Genomic DNA, 13,833 nt, shown 5'->3' on the forward strand with positions numbered 1-13,833 from the left:
TAAAATTAAGAAAACTTCTTGAAAACCAAAGTTGCATTGTGACCTCCGAAACCGAAAGCGTTGCTTAATGCAAAATTGATGTTTTTTTCTTTAGCTTCTCCAAAAACGATGTTTACATCTTTCGGAATATTTTCATCAATAGAATGGAGATTGATCGTTGGCGGAATAATTCCCTTTTCAATCGCCTTGATCGAAAGAATAGCTTCTGCTGCACCTGCTGCACCCAATAAGTGGCCCGTCATGGATTTGGTTGCACTTAGATCAAGGTTTTTACTTCCGTTGAATAATTTACTGATTCCTTTTAATTCAATCAAATCTCCCAATGGAGTAGAGGTTGCATGAGGATTCAGATAATCGATATCTTCAATATTAGCACCCGCTTCTTGCATGGCAAGCTGCATTGCTTTTATTGCGCCCACACCGTCAGGATGAGGTGCTGTCATGTGATGAGCATCGGCAGTCATTGCTGCTCCGCCAAGTTCAGCGTAGATTTTTGCGCCTCTTGCTTTAGCGTGCTCATATTCTTCCAAAATCAAAGCTCCGGCACCTTCTCCCATTACAAAACCGTCTCTTTCGGCATCGTAAGGGCGGCTGGCAGTGGCAAAATCATCATTTCTTGTTGACATCGCTTTCATACTCGAGAAACCACCAATGGAAGCTTCTGTAATTGCCGCTTCCGAACCCCCGCTGATAATCACTTTTGCTTTTCCTAAACGGATATAATTGAAAGCATCCATCAAAGCCGTGTTTCCTGTAGCACAAGCAGAAATCGTAGTATAATTAATTCCTCGAAGACCGAATTTCATAGAGATCATTCCTGAAGCCATGTTCGCAATAAATTTAGGAACGAAAAACGGATTGAAACGTGGAGTTCCGTCTCCTTTTGCAAAGTCATTCACTTCATTTTCGAAAGTAATCATTCCGCCCTGTCCGGTTCCCCAGATAACGCCGGTGTCGAAAGGATCCATACTTTCCAGTTCAAGCCCGGAATCTTTCAATGCTTCTGTCGCAGAATACATTGCATATTGTGAAAAAAGATCACTTCTTTTGATTTCGTTGTGTGTTAAATAAACTTTTGGATCAAAATTTTTAACCTCACAAGCAAAATGTACTTTAAATTTTTCTGTATCAAAATGGGTGATTTTATTCGCTCCACTTACTCCGTTGATACTGTTTTGCCAGAATTCTTCGACATTATTTCCCAAAGGCGTCACTGCGCCTAATCCTGTAATGACAACTCTTTTCATATATAGATGTTTATCTTTTTAAAGATCATAAATAATCACCATTTTAAAATGTGATTTTATGCTTCATTGTTAATTTTGAATAAATTAGAGGTTCCTCTTGCTATGAGTCTTGATTTATCGGCATTCCATATTTCGCATTGAGCGTTCACAAATTGCTTTCCTCTTTTAATAATTTTTGTTTCGGCTACAATATTATCATTTTCTTTTGCAGCGGAAAAATAATCGATGCTGTTATTTACGGTAACGATAAAGGTTTTTTCATTTAAAGAAAACATGGTGGCACCAATTACATCATCAATAATAGCGGCTGTTACGCCTCCGTGAAGATTTCCCATCGGGTTCAGCCATTCTTCTCTTACGGTATATTGAAATTCGATATGCCCTTCTTCCGCTGAAATCACAATTGGGTTGAGCCATCTCATGAACGGAGATGGGGAAGCTGTAAATTCTTTTCCGACAAATGATTGAAGTACTTGCAATTTATCCATATTATAATTGATTTTGTTTTAATTCTTTATCAATAATGAGTAAAATACGGTCTAAAGCAAGATTAAGATATTTCTCATCACCCGTTGTTTTGGAAAGTAAAATTCCTCCTTCCACCGTCATGATAAAAAGTGAACCGAATTCTTCAGCATTGATTTCCTTATGAATCTCACCGTTTTCCTGACCTTGTTGTATAACATCGGAAATATTTTTTATCCAGACTTTAAACGATTCGGCAACTTGCTTTCTGAGATCCGGAAAAGTGTCGTCTGCTTCTGTAGCAGCGTTCATCAAAGGGCAGCCTCCAACTTCAAAAACTATTTTCCAGTTTTTACGGTAAAAGTCTGTAAAAGCATATAATTTATCGATCGTTGTCGGGAATTCTTTGCTTAAAGAGCGAGCCATATTTTTGCCCAGTACACCCGAATTATATTTGTAAACTTCTAGTGCAACTTCATCTTTACTGGAAAAATTTCCGTAGATGCTTCCTTTCGTTAGGCCTGTTATCTCGGTAATATCTGATAAGGTCGTAGAAATATAACCCTTGGTATTAAACAAAGCAGCCGTTTTCTCGATAATGAATTGTTTTGTCTTTTCTGCCTTTGACATTTTCAATTGATTATGATGCAAATATACAAAAATATACCGATTGGTATATTTTATTTTACAATTATAGATTATCTGTTTGGTCTATCAAATTAAACTATTAAGATTTTGTTTAAGAAATTAAGTTTAATCTTTTATTTTTTAAGTTTTGGCTAAAGCCAATTTGAGGTTTAAATGAGAAAACGGGCTAAAGCCCGTTCCTATTGATGATAATGATTTGATTAAAAAATTTTAATTCCAAGTGAAAAAACTTAATATTCTTAACTTCTTAAATAAAATCTTAATGGTTCAAATTATTAATTAAGCCAAAGTAGCATTCAAAGTAATCTCAAAGTTGAAGGCGGCGCTTACAGGACAACCTTCTTCCGCGATTTTAGCATATTTTTGAAACTCTTCTTCTGAAATTCCAGGAACTTTTGCTGTTAAAGTCAATTCAGATTTTGTGATTTTTCCGATGGTTGGATCTAATGTAATCACCGATTTGGTAGTCAACTCTTCCGGTGTGAAGCCAGCCTGAGAAAGCTCTGCGCTTAATTTCATCGTGAAGCATCCTGCGTGGGCTGCTGCCAATAATTCTTCAGGGTTTGTTCCAACGCCATCCGCAAAACGGCTGTTGAAAGAATATTGCGTTTCGTTTAAAGTAGTGCTTTGAGTAGTAATATGTCCGTTTCCTTCTTTAATAGTACCGTTCCAAACGGCTGTTGCGTTACGTTTCATAATGTTTTGATTTTTTTTGTTGTTAATATTGTTATTTTTTGATGATACAAAGGTATAGCAGATATTATTCCAGATAAATACACAAATCGACTTAAATATTGTACTTTTTTCCCGAAGTGTAATTTTTCTTGAAATTTATAGGTGTACTTCCAATTTTATTGGTGAAAAGCCGATTGAAATAAGCCGGATCTTCGTAGCCTAAATCGTAAGCAATTTCTTTTACGGGCTTATCTGTATAAAATAAAAGCCTTTTGGCTTCCAGTAGAATTCTGTTAATGATAAACTGATTCGGAGATTCAAGATCTAAACTTTTGAATTTATGCGTTAAAGTTTTCGGCGCGATATGAAGTAGATCTGCATAATCTGCAACATTATGTTTTTCTCTAAAATGAATTTCAAGATGTCGACTGAAATCACGGAAAATATCTAATTCGTTGCTTGGAATTTTTATTTTGGCATTATCCAAATTTTGTTTTTTCCATTTTCTGGTGGCGCGGATGATGATTTGCTTAACGTAAGTTCGAATCATTTCTTCGGCGGAAGAATCTTTCCATTCCAGTTCGTCTTTGATACTTTGATATAAATTTTTAATGATAAAATTTTCATTTTCATCAAGCTCTACAAAAGGAATTTCAAATACATTATGGAAAAGCAGCCCGTCACACGCAACTTCTTTATCATGAATTTGAATACAGTAAAAATCTCGGTTATAATATAGAAGAACCGCTTCTTCATTTCCTTTTTCAATTTTTAAATGCTGATTGGTCAGGAAAAATAGAGTGGGTTTGGTGGTCGTAAAGTGATTAAAATCTACCGAAAGTTCATAACCTGCCGCAATATAAAATACTTTAATATCATATCTAAACTTATTTCCGTTAACTATTTCAGAGTTTTCTGCTGAAAAATTTTCTAAACCCAGTTTTTTGTAATTGTCTTCGAAAATAAGAGTTTGTGACATGCATTTACTTTAGTTTAAAGATACAAAAAAGCATGGCTTCTTCATTATTAAATTATTGAAACCATGCTTTTTTGAATTTGAAAATTTGAGAATGGAATAATTTGAAAATCACTCGGACTCTACAACTCTCAAACACTAAAACCTAGAACGTCACATCCAATCCGACATAGAAATTCGCTTTCATAATCGGAGCATACACCATTCCGCCATCAAAATAATTTCCGAAAGGATTTTTAAAATCTACAATCGCATTTTTCTGATAATAAGAAGTTAGGTTTTCACCGCCTACATACGCTCTGATTTTTTTATTGAAATTTCTTGAAATCTGAGCATTCAAAACAGCATAAGATTCGGAATATGTAGGCAATTGAAATTCTTCAGGATTGCTTGAAGTGTTGGGAAGTCTTTGTTTTCCGACCCAATTCAACGTTGTGTCAAAACTCCAAAATCCGCCTTTTGTATTTTTGTTGGTTGAGTACGCCAAATTCACAAAACCTCTGTGTTTCGCCATGAACGGAACTTCACGTCTTCCATCCAGATAATCTGCCTGAACATCATAATATTTATAAGCCAATCTTACATCAAAATTCTTAAAAGGAGTAAAATCCCACTGCGTTTGGAAAGAATTGGCGAAAGATTTTCCTTCCAGATTATAGAAAGTCAGTTGCTGAGGTGAACGGTCTAAATCTACCATCACCTGATCCTGGAAATCAGTTCTGAAAAAGTCGGCAACAATCGTAGATTTTCTTCCGAAAATTTTAAATTCCTGTTGTAAACTTGCTCCGTAATTCCAGGCAACTTCAGGTTTTAAACCGTAAATATTTCCTCCATTTTGCAAAATATTGATACTTCTGTTTGATGCAAAATATTGCTGACTTTCCGCAAAAACATTCGCAGTTCTGAAACCTCTTCCAGCCGAAAGTCTTAAAATAGTTTGCGGAGTGAAATCATATTTAAAATTCAATCTTGGCGTGAACTGGGTTCCTGCCAGATTGTGGAAATCAACTCTTGCTCCTGCAACCAACGTATATTTTAAACCTGTCAACGTATATTCGGCAAAAGCTCCGGGAACGATTTCATTTCTTTTAAAATTGTTTGTAAGATACGTTTCATCATAACCATCATACATAAAACTCGCTCCAGCTTTGTATTTATGATTGGTATTTCCTAAAATACTTTCAAAAATTAAGTTGGAATAATACGTCTGTTGCTTTCCAGAATAATTTCTCAATCCAAAGAAACTATCCTGTTGATGGTAGGTATACTGGTTCATCCAGCCTAAACTCTGATAAGGTTTCCCTTTAAAAACATAGCCAGTTTTATTCCAAACCTGAAATCTGGAAATATCGATTCCAACACCGTAAAGTGATTGTTTGTCTTGTGGAATTTTTTTATCAAAACCAATTTGTCCTGCTGTTCTTTCGTCTTTAATAAAATTAATTCCAAAATGAGAACCCAATCCCGATTTTTCTAAATCGTTATAATTCAATAAATAAGCTGCGTTAATCTGAGTGCCTTTCGGTCGGTCAAGAAAAGTATCCTTATTCATATCGGTATCTCCGAAAGTTCCGTTTCCGTGCAATAAAAAGGTTTGCGACCATTTCTCATTGATTGGTGCAACGCTGGTGATATTGGCTTCGGCTCTTCCGTTAAAATCTGCAAAAAGATTTAACGATGTTTCTGGTTTTTCTGCATTTTTCAACAATTCTGTATTGATTTGTCCTGTAATACTTTCGTAACCGTTAGTAACCGTGCTTCCTCCTTTTGTCAGCTGAATACTCTCAATCCATCTTCCCGGAATAAAGTTCAATCCGTAGGCAGAAGCTAATCCTCTAATTTCCGGTAATAATTCTTTCGTTAAGCTCGTATATTTTTGGTCTAAACCTAACATTTTCAATTGTTTTGTTCCCGTCACGGCATTGCTGAAAGAAACATCAACGGTTGCGTTGGTTTCAAAACTTTCGGATAAATTACAACAAGCGGCTTTTAACAGCTCTTTTTTATCAATATTAAAAACCAATCCGGCTTCTTTTTTACTTAATGAAGTCGCAGCTTTTCCGCCGGTTAAGGTTACGCCTTCGATATGTTTTTCATGACCGTCGTGATTTTCTGTTGAAGTGGTATGATCCGAATGTTCCGATGATATGCCTTCTTCCATATGAACCTTAGGATTTGCCTCTCCGAAGGGGATTTCTCTGTCATACAGACAACATCCGGGAAGCCCTTTATACACAGAATCCGTTGATTTATATTTTTCATTATCGTGCCCAACATCTGCAATCTTCTTTAAAATTTTATCGGACGAAGTTTTAGACGAATCGAAAATTAAAATAACGGTTTGGGTTTCAGCATTCCAGTCTGCAGAGGTTGCTCCGGCATCTTTAGCGGCTTTTTCAATTCTCGCTTTACAAGATCCGCAGTTGCCTTTTACATAAAATTCATTCTCTTTTTTAGAATGATTGTTCTGGTTTTCCGCTGTGGCAGGCGCTAGATCTCTTTCATAATGACAACATCCCGGCAGACTTTCGTATGTTTCGTTAGGAGCTTTGAATTTTTCATTATCATGCCCTGCTTCAGCAACTTTTTTAAGAATCTCATCCGGAGAAACATCATTCGTTTCTAATGTTAATGTTTGTGTATCAATAGAATAACGTGCTGTTTTGGCACCTGCCTTTTTGGCTGTTGTTTCTATTCTTTCTTTACACATTTCGCAGTTTCCTTTTACTTTAAACTGGTTTTTAGAAAGATTTTGAGCAAATATAAATTGTGTAGATAATAGGAATAAACCAAGTATAAACCTGGAAATATATAATTTCATTTTGTTTAAAATTTAGATTAATTAAGCTTAATGTAGCAATGTAGCAATGTAGCAATGTAGCAATGTAGCAATCTAACAATGTAACAATGTAGCAATGTAACAATGTAACAATGTAGCAATGTAACAATCATTGATAAATGGGTAAACTGATACATTGTTGTATTTATTAATTAACCTATTTTCGGCGGTTGCCAAATTTCTTTTAAACCATCTGAAATATGAGGGTCTGAATACTGAAACTGTAAATTTTTATTGGCTTTGTAATACGAAAACTCCAGATATAAGCTTTTTGAAAAAGGAGTTTCTATGAAAGTATAGCATAGCGCGCAGGAAGAGCAGCAATCGTCATTACATGAAGATTTTTTTTCCTTTTCGTGATCTTTTTTTGTGGAATGATCTTTATGGCTGTTTTTGCAACAATCCATTTTGGAATCACTCTTACAACATGTTTCCTGTGAAGCCTGGGCATAGAAATTATCTTTGGGAATTAAAAAAATCCCAAGGCAGAAAATAATCGTTATGATCTGAAATAATTTCACGATTGCAAAAATACGAAATTTATGGCAATGCTTCGCCAACTTTTACCGCGCAATTATGCCAAGGTTCTCCGTGTGCAGGGTTTAATGCGGGTTTAGGACCAGTTGGTGCAGGAGTAGGAGCGGGAGCAGGTGTATTTTGAGCAATAGTTTGTGTTGGTTGCGGAGCCGGAGCCGGTTTGCTGTTTAATGGCTGCCCTACGGGAATATCGCAACGGTGCCCAGGTTGCCCATGTGGTGGGTTCATTCCAGGTGCTGTTTTTACGGGTTGTCCGTTGTTATCTACAGAAAATTTTCCTGGTTTTAAAGCATTTGGATCTATCTGAATGGTTTGAGTTCCATTTGCATTTTGAGTCACTTGTTGTGAAGCAGCGGGTTTACTGCTCAACGGTTGTCCGACAGGAATGTCGCATCGGTGTCCCGGCTGCCCATGTGGAGGATTCATTCCCGGAGCAGTGGCTGTTGCAGCGATGGGAGCGGCTTGCGGAGTGCTTTTAATTCCTGCCTGATCTAAAATTGAGGCTTTAGGAGTATTAACTGCGGGTGCCTGAACGCCTGCTTCTTCCGTTAAATAAGTTGCTCTTTCGTCTTTTTTACAAGAAACTGTGAATATAGAAATGGCAAGAATGCCTAAAAATGTATTTTTCATAACCAAACGTATGAAACAAAATTAGCAAAACATTTTGAATTGCTTTGCTAATTTTACATTTTATAATGATATTCTGGAATTAATTCTTAACCAAAAGTCTGAATCCTTCTCCGTGAACGTTGATAATTTCCAAACCTTCGTCATCTTTTAATAGCTTACGAAGCTTCGCGATATAAACATCCATACTTCTTGCGGTAAAGTAATTTTCTTTTTTCCAGATCTTTCTTAAAGCCAAATCTCTCGGCATGAAATCGTTTCTGTGAATACAAAGAAGCTTCAACAATTCATTTTCTTTTGGTGAAAGTTTGTACTCGTTGTCGCCCACTCTCAATTGTCTCAACATAGAATCAAAGAAGATATTGCTGATTTTGAATTGCTCCTGCTCTTCATTTTCCAAGGTAGAACTTCTCTGAAGAATAGCTTTGATTTTATATAAAAGTAGTTCAGTATCAAATGGTTTAGTGATATAATCATCTGCGCCTAATTGATATCCTTTTAAAATATCCTCTCTCATATTTCTTGCCGTTAAGAAAATGATCGGCGTATTTTTATCGATTTTTTTCACATCTTCCGCCAATGAAAACCCATCTTTTTTAGGCATCATAACGTCGAAAATACAGATGTCGAATTCGTTTTCTGTAAATTCTTTTAACCCCTGTTCACCGTCTGTGGCAAGAGTTACCTCAAAGTTATTGATCGTTAAATAATCCTTCAACACCGCCCCGAAACTCTGATCGTCTTCTACTAATAATATTCTGTTGCTCATAGTTTTAACAATTAATAATTAACAATTAAGAATGAGTTGCTTCACTCATTTCTAGTATATTTTGTAATTTGGTTTATAATTTTAAATTAAACATCTTAACTCATCGGAAGTTTGATCGTAAATGTACTTCCGTTACCTTTGTTAGAATCCACAATAATCTGTCCTTTGTGGAGATCCACGATTTTCTTTACATAAGACAATCCTAAACCTTGTCCTTTTACATTATGAATATTTCCGGTTTCTTCTCTGAAGAATTTTTCGAAAATTTTCGTTTTATTCTGCGTTTCCATTCCCATCCCCTTATCTGAAATTTCAAGTACATAAAAGTTGCCTTCGTTTCTTGTTTTAATATTAATTTCAGGGGCTTCCGGAGAATATTTATTGGCGTTATCCAGTAAATTCACCAGCATATTCGAGATATGGAATTCGTCTATTTTAAAAGTGTAATTGGTTGCATTAAATTCCTGTGTCAAAGATCCGTTTCTCTGCTGAACGATTAGGTTGAAAGATTCTGTCGTTCTTTTAATCAGTTCACGAACATTGGTTTCTTTTAAGAATAAATTCACCTCATTTCGCTCCAGTTTCGACATGTTCAGAACATTCTCCACCTGCTTTTTCATTCTTAAATTTTCCTGCTTTATCAGTTCAGAATAATATTTAACCTTGTCAGGATTGGTCGCAATTTTATCGTTCGCCAAAGAGTCTGTCGCCACAGAAATGGTTGCCAATGGCGTTTTAAACTCGTGAGACATATTGTTGATGAAATCGGTCTTTACTTCTGCCAGTTTCTTCTGCCTCATCATATAATTAATGGAAATAATATAAATTCCCAAGATTGTTAGTAATGAAAGGAAAGTTCCAAGAAGCATTGGCCAGTTGTTCATCGCCAGTGAGTATTCTTTTTTAGGAAAAACTAAGGCTAAAGTATACAGCGTGCGCTCTTTATCGTCCGTGAAAAGCGGATAAGTATAGGTGTTGTTGTCTTTTTTATCCTGATAAATTTTATCAGCGACAGTGGTTAGTTTATTGTTTTTATCTGTTACTCCGTATCCGAAAGAGGCGGATATACCTCTTACTTTCAATTCTTTAGAAATCACAGAATCTAAAACAACAGCGTTGACTCTTTTGGTAATTGGTAAATTGTTACCATAAATTTTTGCAAATTCTTTCATGGTATAATCACCGTTTTCAATATCTCTGTTGAGTTCGGCGGTCATCAATTCACGATTTGTTGTGTCTCTTTTTATTTTATAAGCCGCTTCGTCGGTATAAAGGGTTGTCCATTTTATAGAATCTCCTTTTTGCGAAATGGGAAGCTGACTTTTTTCAATAATATTTTTTGCGTAGATGATCTGTCGCTGGGTTCCGGAATCTTCTACCTGTTGAATCGTCGTTAAAGAAGGTTGCTTACTGTTGGCAAGAATGTTTTTTCTGAAACCCTTTAAATCTTTATCCAAATATTGATCAACTTCAATTTCCCCAACGTTTTTAGATACGTTTTCTAATGCAGTATATACCTTATTTGAGAAATCCTGCTCAAGGGCACTGTAATAACGTTTCAGCCAATAAAATTGGAGCGTAACAAAAACAATCAGTGAGATCGTCATAAACACCGAAATTATTGGGATGAATTTATTATTCATTTACTTTAATTTATAAGTTTTTAAAAAAGTGAATGTTAAAATTAATTATTTTAAGACTTGATAAACAAAAAACGAGCCAAAAAATTGTGTAATTTTTCTTAAAACTGTGTTTTTTAACATTTATTTATAAATTTTAAAAAACTTGTCATAGGGAAAGTTCCGAGGAAGAATAAAGGATTAGCTTTGTTTTAAACAAAATAATAATATGGAATCTAATATCATTTTTAACAAAGATTTTGATTCGGACAGCGTGTATGTTATGAAAATTTATCATGCTGATGTCTCAATAGTATGGAATTATTTCACTCAATCTGAATTATTAGACCAATGGTGGGCTCCGAAACCCTGGAAGTGCGAGACTAAAAGTCAGGATTTCTCAGAAGGTGGAGTTTGGTTATATTCAATGATTGGTCCAGAAGGAGAAAGGCATTTTGCGCAGGTAAAATATGGCGAAATCATGGAGCACAGAAGTTTCGACGGTACAGATGCTTTTTGTGATGAAAACGGAAAGAGTAATGAAGATTTCCCTCAGGCAAAATGGTTATTTGGCTTCACCGGTGTGGAGGAGGGAACAAAAGTTACAATAAATATTTATTTTCAGTCACAGGAAGCGATGAAGCAGTTATTGAATATGGGATTTGAAGAAGGGTTTGTGATGGGATTAGAACAGCTGAATGAAGTTCTGTAAATTTCAAAAAATGTAAAAGGTAAGTCCGCTGGAGGAGATGAGTCGGGAATAGCTTGTGAAAAACAGCATGAATGTTTATAATTTCATCACGATGTTTTTTTGAAATCGGGCTTTTACTTTTTCAACGAGTAAAAAGTATGGGTCAGTGCTCAGGTGAGTCCGCTGTATGTTTTTTCACGCTTGTTACATTTTCCGGAGTCCAGCGCACCCTTTTCACGAAGTCTTTTTCACGAACCGGACAGTCTTTGATCTGGCATACCGAACAGCACATGGGTTTGCAGTCGTCCATATGAAAATTAAATTCAACAGTTCTTTTGGTATTTTTTGCTAAGAGGATAATCATTTTCTCCATTTCGTTGTGGGCATCCCGAAGACTATAATACCAGGGCAATGTAATGTGAGCATCAATGTGAAGACTGGCACCGAACTGCTGGATTTTCATATTGTGAACATCAATCCACTCGGTGCGGCGGTTTTCTTCCAGTACTTTTATGATTTGATTTAAAAGATCAGGATCTTGTTCGTCCATAATTCCACTTAAAGACTTGCGAACAATCTTATAGCCTACAAAAATGATATAGCCTCCAAAAATTAAAGCAACAACAGAGTCAATCCAATAAATTTTAGTGAAATAAACAACAATCAAACTGATCACAACGCCAAGGGTGGTAATGGTATCAGACTGCAAGTGCTTTCCTGAAGAAATTAAAACCAAGGAATTCTCTGCTTCTCCTTTTTTAATGGAAATATAACCCAAAAGGTAATTAACAATAGCCGTTACAGCAATGATGGCAATACCCCAATCGAGTTTATCCAGAGTCTTTCCGACAATCAAACTGTTGATTCCTTCATAGATAATCATGATGCCGGCAATAGCAATTAATGCACCTTCAATTCCTGAGGTTACAAATTCTACCTTTCCGTGACCGTAAGGATGGTCTTCATCTTTGGGTTTCGCCGCAAGATGTAAAGAATAAAGCCCCATAAATGCGCTAATTACATTCACGATACTTTCCATAGCATCAGAAAAAACGGAATCAGAATTCGTCAGTTTCCAGGCTATAATTTTTCCAATAAAAAGAATGACTCCAAAAACGGCGATGAGTTTTTGAAAGCCTATTTTATCTTTATTTTTATTCTTCTGTTTGTTCATAGGTTTGATAAAAAAAAGAATCTCAATTTTGAGACTCTTTTTTATTTTGTTAGTTTACACTAAGTTGTTTGCTACAATGTATTCTGCGATCTGTACCGCGTTGGTTGCGGCTCCTTTTCGCAGGTTGTCTGCCACAATCCAGAGATTCAGTGTCTTTGGCTGCGATAGATCCCGTCTTATCCTTCCGACGAAAACTTCGTCTTTTCCTTCAGAATAAAGAGGCATTGGATATTCGTTGTTTTTCACGTTATCCATTACCACCACTCCAGGAGTTTCAGATAAGATTTTTCTTACTTCATCCAAATCAAATTCGTTTTCAAACTCGATGTTTACACTTTCCGAGTGACCTCCCTGAACAGGAACTCTCACTGCAGTTGCCGTTAAATTAAATGTATCATCACCTAAAATTTTCTTAGGCTCTTTCATTAATTTAATCTCTTCTTTCGTATAATCATCATCTGCAAATACATCACAGTGTGGCAATGCATTTTTGAAGATCTGATAAGGATATACTTTTGCAATAGAATCGTCTCCGCTGATTTCTCCGTTTAATTGGTCTACAGCTGCTTTACCAGTTCCTGTTACAGACTGATACGTTGAAACGATTAGTCTTTTTAAATCATATTTTTTGTTCAAAGGTCCTAAAACCATTACTAACTGAATCGTAGAACAGTTCGGATTTGCGATGATTTTATCTTCTTTTGTCAATACATCTGCATTGATTTCCGGAACGACTAATTTCTTGTCAGGATCCATTCTCCAGGCTGAAGAATTATCAATCACCGTTGTTCCAACTTCTGCGAAAAGAGGGGCAAATTCAAGAGAAGTACCACCGCCGGCAGAGAAGATCGCAATATCCGGTTTGGCAGCTATAGCGTCTTGCATGCTTACAATCGTAAATTCTTCCTGTTTATACTTCACCTTTTTACCAATAGATCTTTCCGATGCTACCGGAATTAATTCTGTGATAGGGAAGTTCCTTTCTTCAAGAACTTTCAGCATAACTTGTCCAACCATTCCTGTTGAACCGACTACAGCTACTTTCATTGATTTAATTAAAAATTTATTAAGTTAATATATAAACTTTGTCAAAGATTCTGAAATTTGACAAAGTGTGATCCTCCTTATGCCCCGAAGACTCTTGTCCAAGGGAACGCGAATGTGAATAAACCTACTGCGATAAGCCCCATAATTACGATTCCTAAAGAGATTGTAGGGTTTACTTTTACTTTTTTGTTAACGATGGTCATCAAAACAGCCGCGATTAACATTGAAAATGGATGTTCTACATATTGAAATCTCAGTGCAGAGTTTTTCATTACTTCGCCCATATTTAATCCGTTTGTAAAGTTGATGACCAACATAATAATCCCGATTAAAAATTGAACGTGGAAGAAGATCATCGTGAATAGCGTGATTTTCTTTAAAAATTTGTTCACTTTTCCGCTAAATCCAAACATTGTCACTAGAAGTGCAATCACAAATAATGATGTTAAAAGTAATTCTAAATACCCAAATCCTTTGTGAGCACTAAGTAAAATTTTGTAAAAATCCATATTTAGTTTT

The 13,833-nt window shown here is 35.8% G+C and carries 14 protein-coding genes; 1 reads left to right on the forward strand and 13 read right to left on the reverse strand.

Annotated features, from left to right (window positions below):
* Positions 1-5: 5 nt before the first annotated feature.
* The 10 genes from fabF to VUJ46_RS16575 all read right to left on the reverse strand — a co-directional run bounded on the left by fabF (position 6) and on the right by VUJ46_RS16575 (position 10,426).
* Positions 6-1,247 carry a beta-ketoacyl-ACP synthase II gene (gene fabF, locus VUJ46_RS16530; RefSeq protein WP_326981823.1) on the reverse strand — a complete coding sequence of 414 codons (1,242 nt, stop codon included), beginning with the start codon at positions 1,245-1,247 and terminating at the stop codon, positions 6-8.
* 56 nt (positions 1,248-1,303) lie between these two features.
* The gene (locus tag VUJ46_RS16535) at positions 1,304-1,735 is read right to left on the reverse strand and encodes a PaaI family thioesterase (RefSeq protein WP_326981824.1); all 432 of its coding nucleotides are present in this window, start codon (positions 1,733-1,735) and stop codon (positions 1,304-1,306) included.
* Position 1,736: 1 nt separating this feature from the next.
* Positions 1,737-2,342: a TetR/AcrR family transcriptional regulator gene (locus VUJ46_RS16540; protein WP_326981825.1), complete on the reverse strand. Its 606-nt coding sequence runs from the start codon at positions 2,340-2,342 to the stop codon at positions 1,737-1,739.
* A gap of 297 nt (positions 2,343-2,639) precedes the next feature.
* A complete protein-coding gene (locus VUJ46_RS16545) occupies positions 2,640-3,056 on the reverse strand; it encodes an OsmC family protein (RefSeq protein ID WP_326981826.1) in 417 nt (138 codons plus the stop codon).
* 91 nt (positions 3,057-3,147) lie between these two features.
* Positions 3,148-4,014, reverse strand: a complete 867-nt coding sequence (locus VUJ46_RS16550; RefSeq protein WP_326981827.1) for a helix-turn-helix domain-containing protein — start codon at positions 4,012-4,014, stop codon at positions 3,148-3,150.
* A gap of 142 nt (positions 4,015-4,156) precedes the next feature.
* Positions 4,157-6,832, reverse strand: coding sequence for a TonB-dependent receptor domain-containing protein (locus VUJ46_RS16555; protein WP_326981828.1), 2,676 nt, complete (start codon positions 6,830-6,832; stop codon positions 4,157-4,159).
* A 170-nt stretch (positions 6,833-7,002) separates the two neighbouring features.
* On the reverse strand, positions 7,003-7,257 hold the full coding sequence (locus tag VUJ46_RS16560) for a hypothetical protein (protein ID WP_326981829.1): 255 nt from the start codon (positions 7,255-7,257) through the stop codon (positions 7,003-7,005).
* A 133-nt stretch (positions 7,258-7,390) separates the two neighbouring features.
* Positions 7,391-8,017, reverse strand: a complete 627-nt coding sequence (locus VUJ46_RS16565; protein WP_326981830.1) for a hypothetical protein — start codon at positions 8,015-8,017, stop codon at positions 7,391-7,393.
* Positions 8,018-8,096: 79 nt separating this feature from the next.
* Positions 8,097-8,783: a response regulator transcription factor gene (locus VUJ46_RS16570; protein ID WP_027380477.1), complete on the reverse strand. Its 687-nt coding sequence runs from the start codon at positions 8,781-8,783 to the stop codon at positions 8,097-8,099.
* Between the two features lie 95 nt (positions 8,784-8,878).
* Positions 8,879-10,426 (reverse strand): sensor histidine kinase, encoded by a 1,548-nt coding sequence (locus VUJ46_RS16575; RefSeq protein ID WP_326981831.1) that lies wholly within the window; start codon positions 10,424-10,426, stop codon positions 8,879-8,881.
* Between the two features lie 205 nt (positions 10,427-10,631).
* Here VUJ46_RS16575 and VUJ46_RS16580 point away from each other — a divergent pair, with 205 nt between their 5' ends.
* Positions 10,632-11,114 (forward strand): SRPBCC family protein, encoded by a 483-nt coding sequence (locus tag VUJ46_RS16580; protein WP_326981832.1) that lies wholly within the window; start codon positions 10,632-10,634, stop codon positions 11,112-11,114.
* A gap of 142 nt (positions 11,115-11,256) precedes the next feature.
* Here the strand turns inward: VUJ46_RS16580 and VUJ46_RS16585 are convergent, their stop codons facing one another.
* The 3 genes from VUJ46_RS16585 to VUJ46_RS16595 all read right to left on the reverse strand — a co-directional run bounded on the left by VUJ46_RS16585 (position 11,257) and on the right by VUJ46_RS16595 (position 13,823).
* The gene (locus VUJ46_RS16585) at positions 11,257-12,267 is read right to left on the reverse strand and encodes a cation diffusion facilitator family transporter (protein ID WP_326981833.1); all 1,011 of its coding nucleotides are present in this window, start codon (positions 12,265-12,267) and stop codon (positions 11,257-11,259) included.
* Positions 12,268-12,321: 54 nt separating this feature from the next.
* Entirely contained in the window at positions 12,322-13,314 is a 993-nt protein-coding gene (locus VUJ46_RS16590; protein ID WP_326981834.1) for an aspartate-semialdehyde dehydrogenase, read from the reverse strand.
* 77 nt (positions 13,315-13,391) lie between these two features.
* Positions 13,392-13,823, reverse strand: coding sequence for a hypothetical protein (locus VUJ46_RS16595; protein ID WP_326981835.1), 432 nt, complete (start codon positions 13,821-13,823; stop codon positions 13,392-13,394).
* Between the last annotated feature and the right edge of the window lie 10 nt (positions 13,824-13,833).

Source organism: Chryseobacterium sp. MYb264, from assembly GCF_035974275.1.
GTDB lineage: Bacteria > Bacteroidota > Bacteroidia > Flavobacteriales > Weeksellaceae > Chryseobacterium.

What these genes read in the sequence shown, in the direction of transcription:
- fabF (WP_326981823.1), bottom strand. Translation starts at nt 1,247, where the DNA reads ATGAAAAGAGTTGTCATTACAGGATTAGGCGCAGTGACGCCTTTGGGA.
- VUJ46_RS16535 (WP_326981824.1), bottom strand. Translation starts at nt 1,735, where the DNA reads ATGGATAAATTGCAAGTACTTCAATCATTTGTCGGAAAAGAATTTACA.
- VUJ46_RS16540 (WP_326981825.1), bottom strand. Translation starts at nt 2,342, where the DNA reads ATGTCAAAGGCAGAAAAGACAAAACAATTCATTATCGAGAAAACGGCT.
- VUJ46_RS16545 (WP_326981826.1), bottom strand. Translation starts at nt 3,056, where the DNA reads ATGAAACGTAACGCAACAGCCGTTTGGAACGGTACTATTAAAGAAGGA.
- VUJ46_RS16550 (WP_326981827.1), bottom strand. Translation starts at nt 4,014, where the DNA reads ATGTCACAAACTCTTATTTTCGAAGACAATTACAAAAAACTGGGTTTA.
- VUJ46_RS16555 (WP_326981828.1), bottom strand. Translation starts at nt 6,832, where the DNA reads ATGAAATTATATATTTCCAGGTTTATACTTGGTTTATTCCTATTATCT.
- VUJ46_RS16560 (WP_326981829.1), bottom strand. Translation starts at nt 7,257, where the DNA reads ATGGATTGTTGCAAAAACAGCCATAAAGATCATTCCACAAAAAAAGAT.
- VUJ46_RS16565 (WP_326981830.1), bottom strand. Translation starts at nt 8,017, where the DNA reads ATGAAAAATACATTTTTAGGCATTCTTGCCATTTCTATATTCACAGTT.
- VUJ46_RS16570 (WP_027380477.1), bottom strand. Translation starts at nt 8,783, where the DNA reads ATGAGCAACAGAATATTATTAGTAGAAGACGATCAGAGTTTCGGGGCG.
- VUJ46_RS16575 (WP_326981831.1), bottom strand. Translation starts at nt 10,426, where the DNA reads ATGAATAATAAATTCATCCCAATAATTTCGGTGTTTATGACGATCTCA.
- VUJ46_RS16580 (WP_326981832.1), top strand. Translation starts at nt 10,632, where the DNA reads ATGGAATCTAATATCATTTTTAACAAAGATTTTGATTCGGACAGCGTG.
- VUJ46_RS16585 (WP_326981833.1), bottom strand. Translation starts at nt 12,267, where the DNA reads ATGAACAAACAGAAGAATAAAAATAAAGATAAAATAGGCTTTCAAAAA.
- VUJ46_RS16590 (WP_326981834.1), bottom strand. Translation starts at nt 13,314, where the DNA reads ATGAAAGTAGCTGTAGTCGGTTCAACAGGAATGGTTGGACAAGTTATG.
- VUJ46_RS16595 (WP_326981835.1), bottom strand. Translation starts at nt 13,823, where the DNA reads ATGGATTTTTACAAAATTTTACTTAGTGCTCACAAAGGATTTGGGTAT.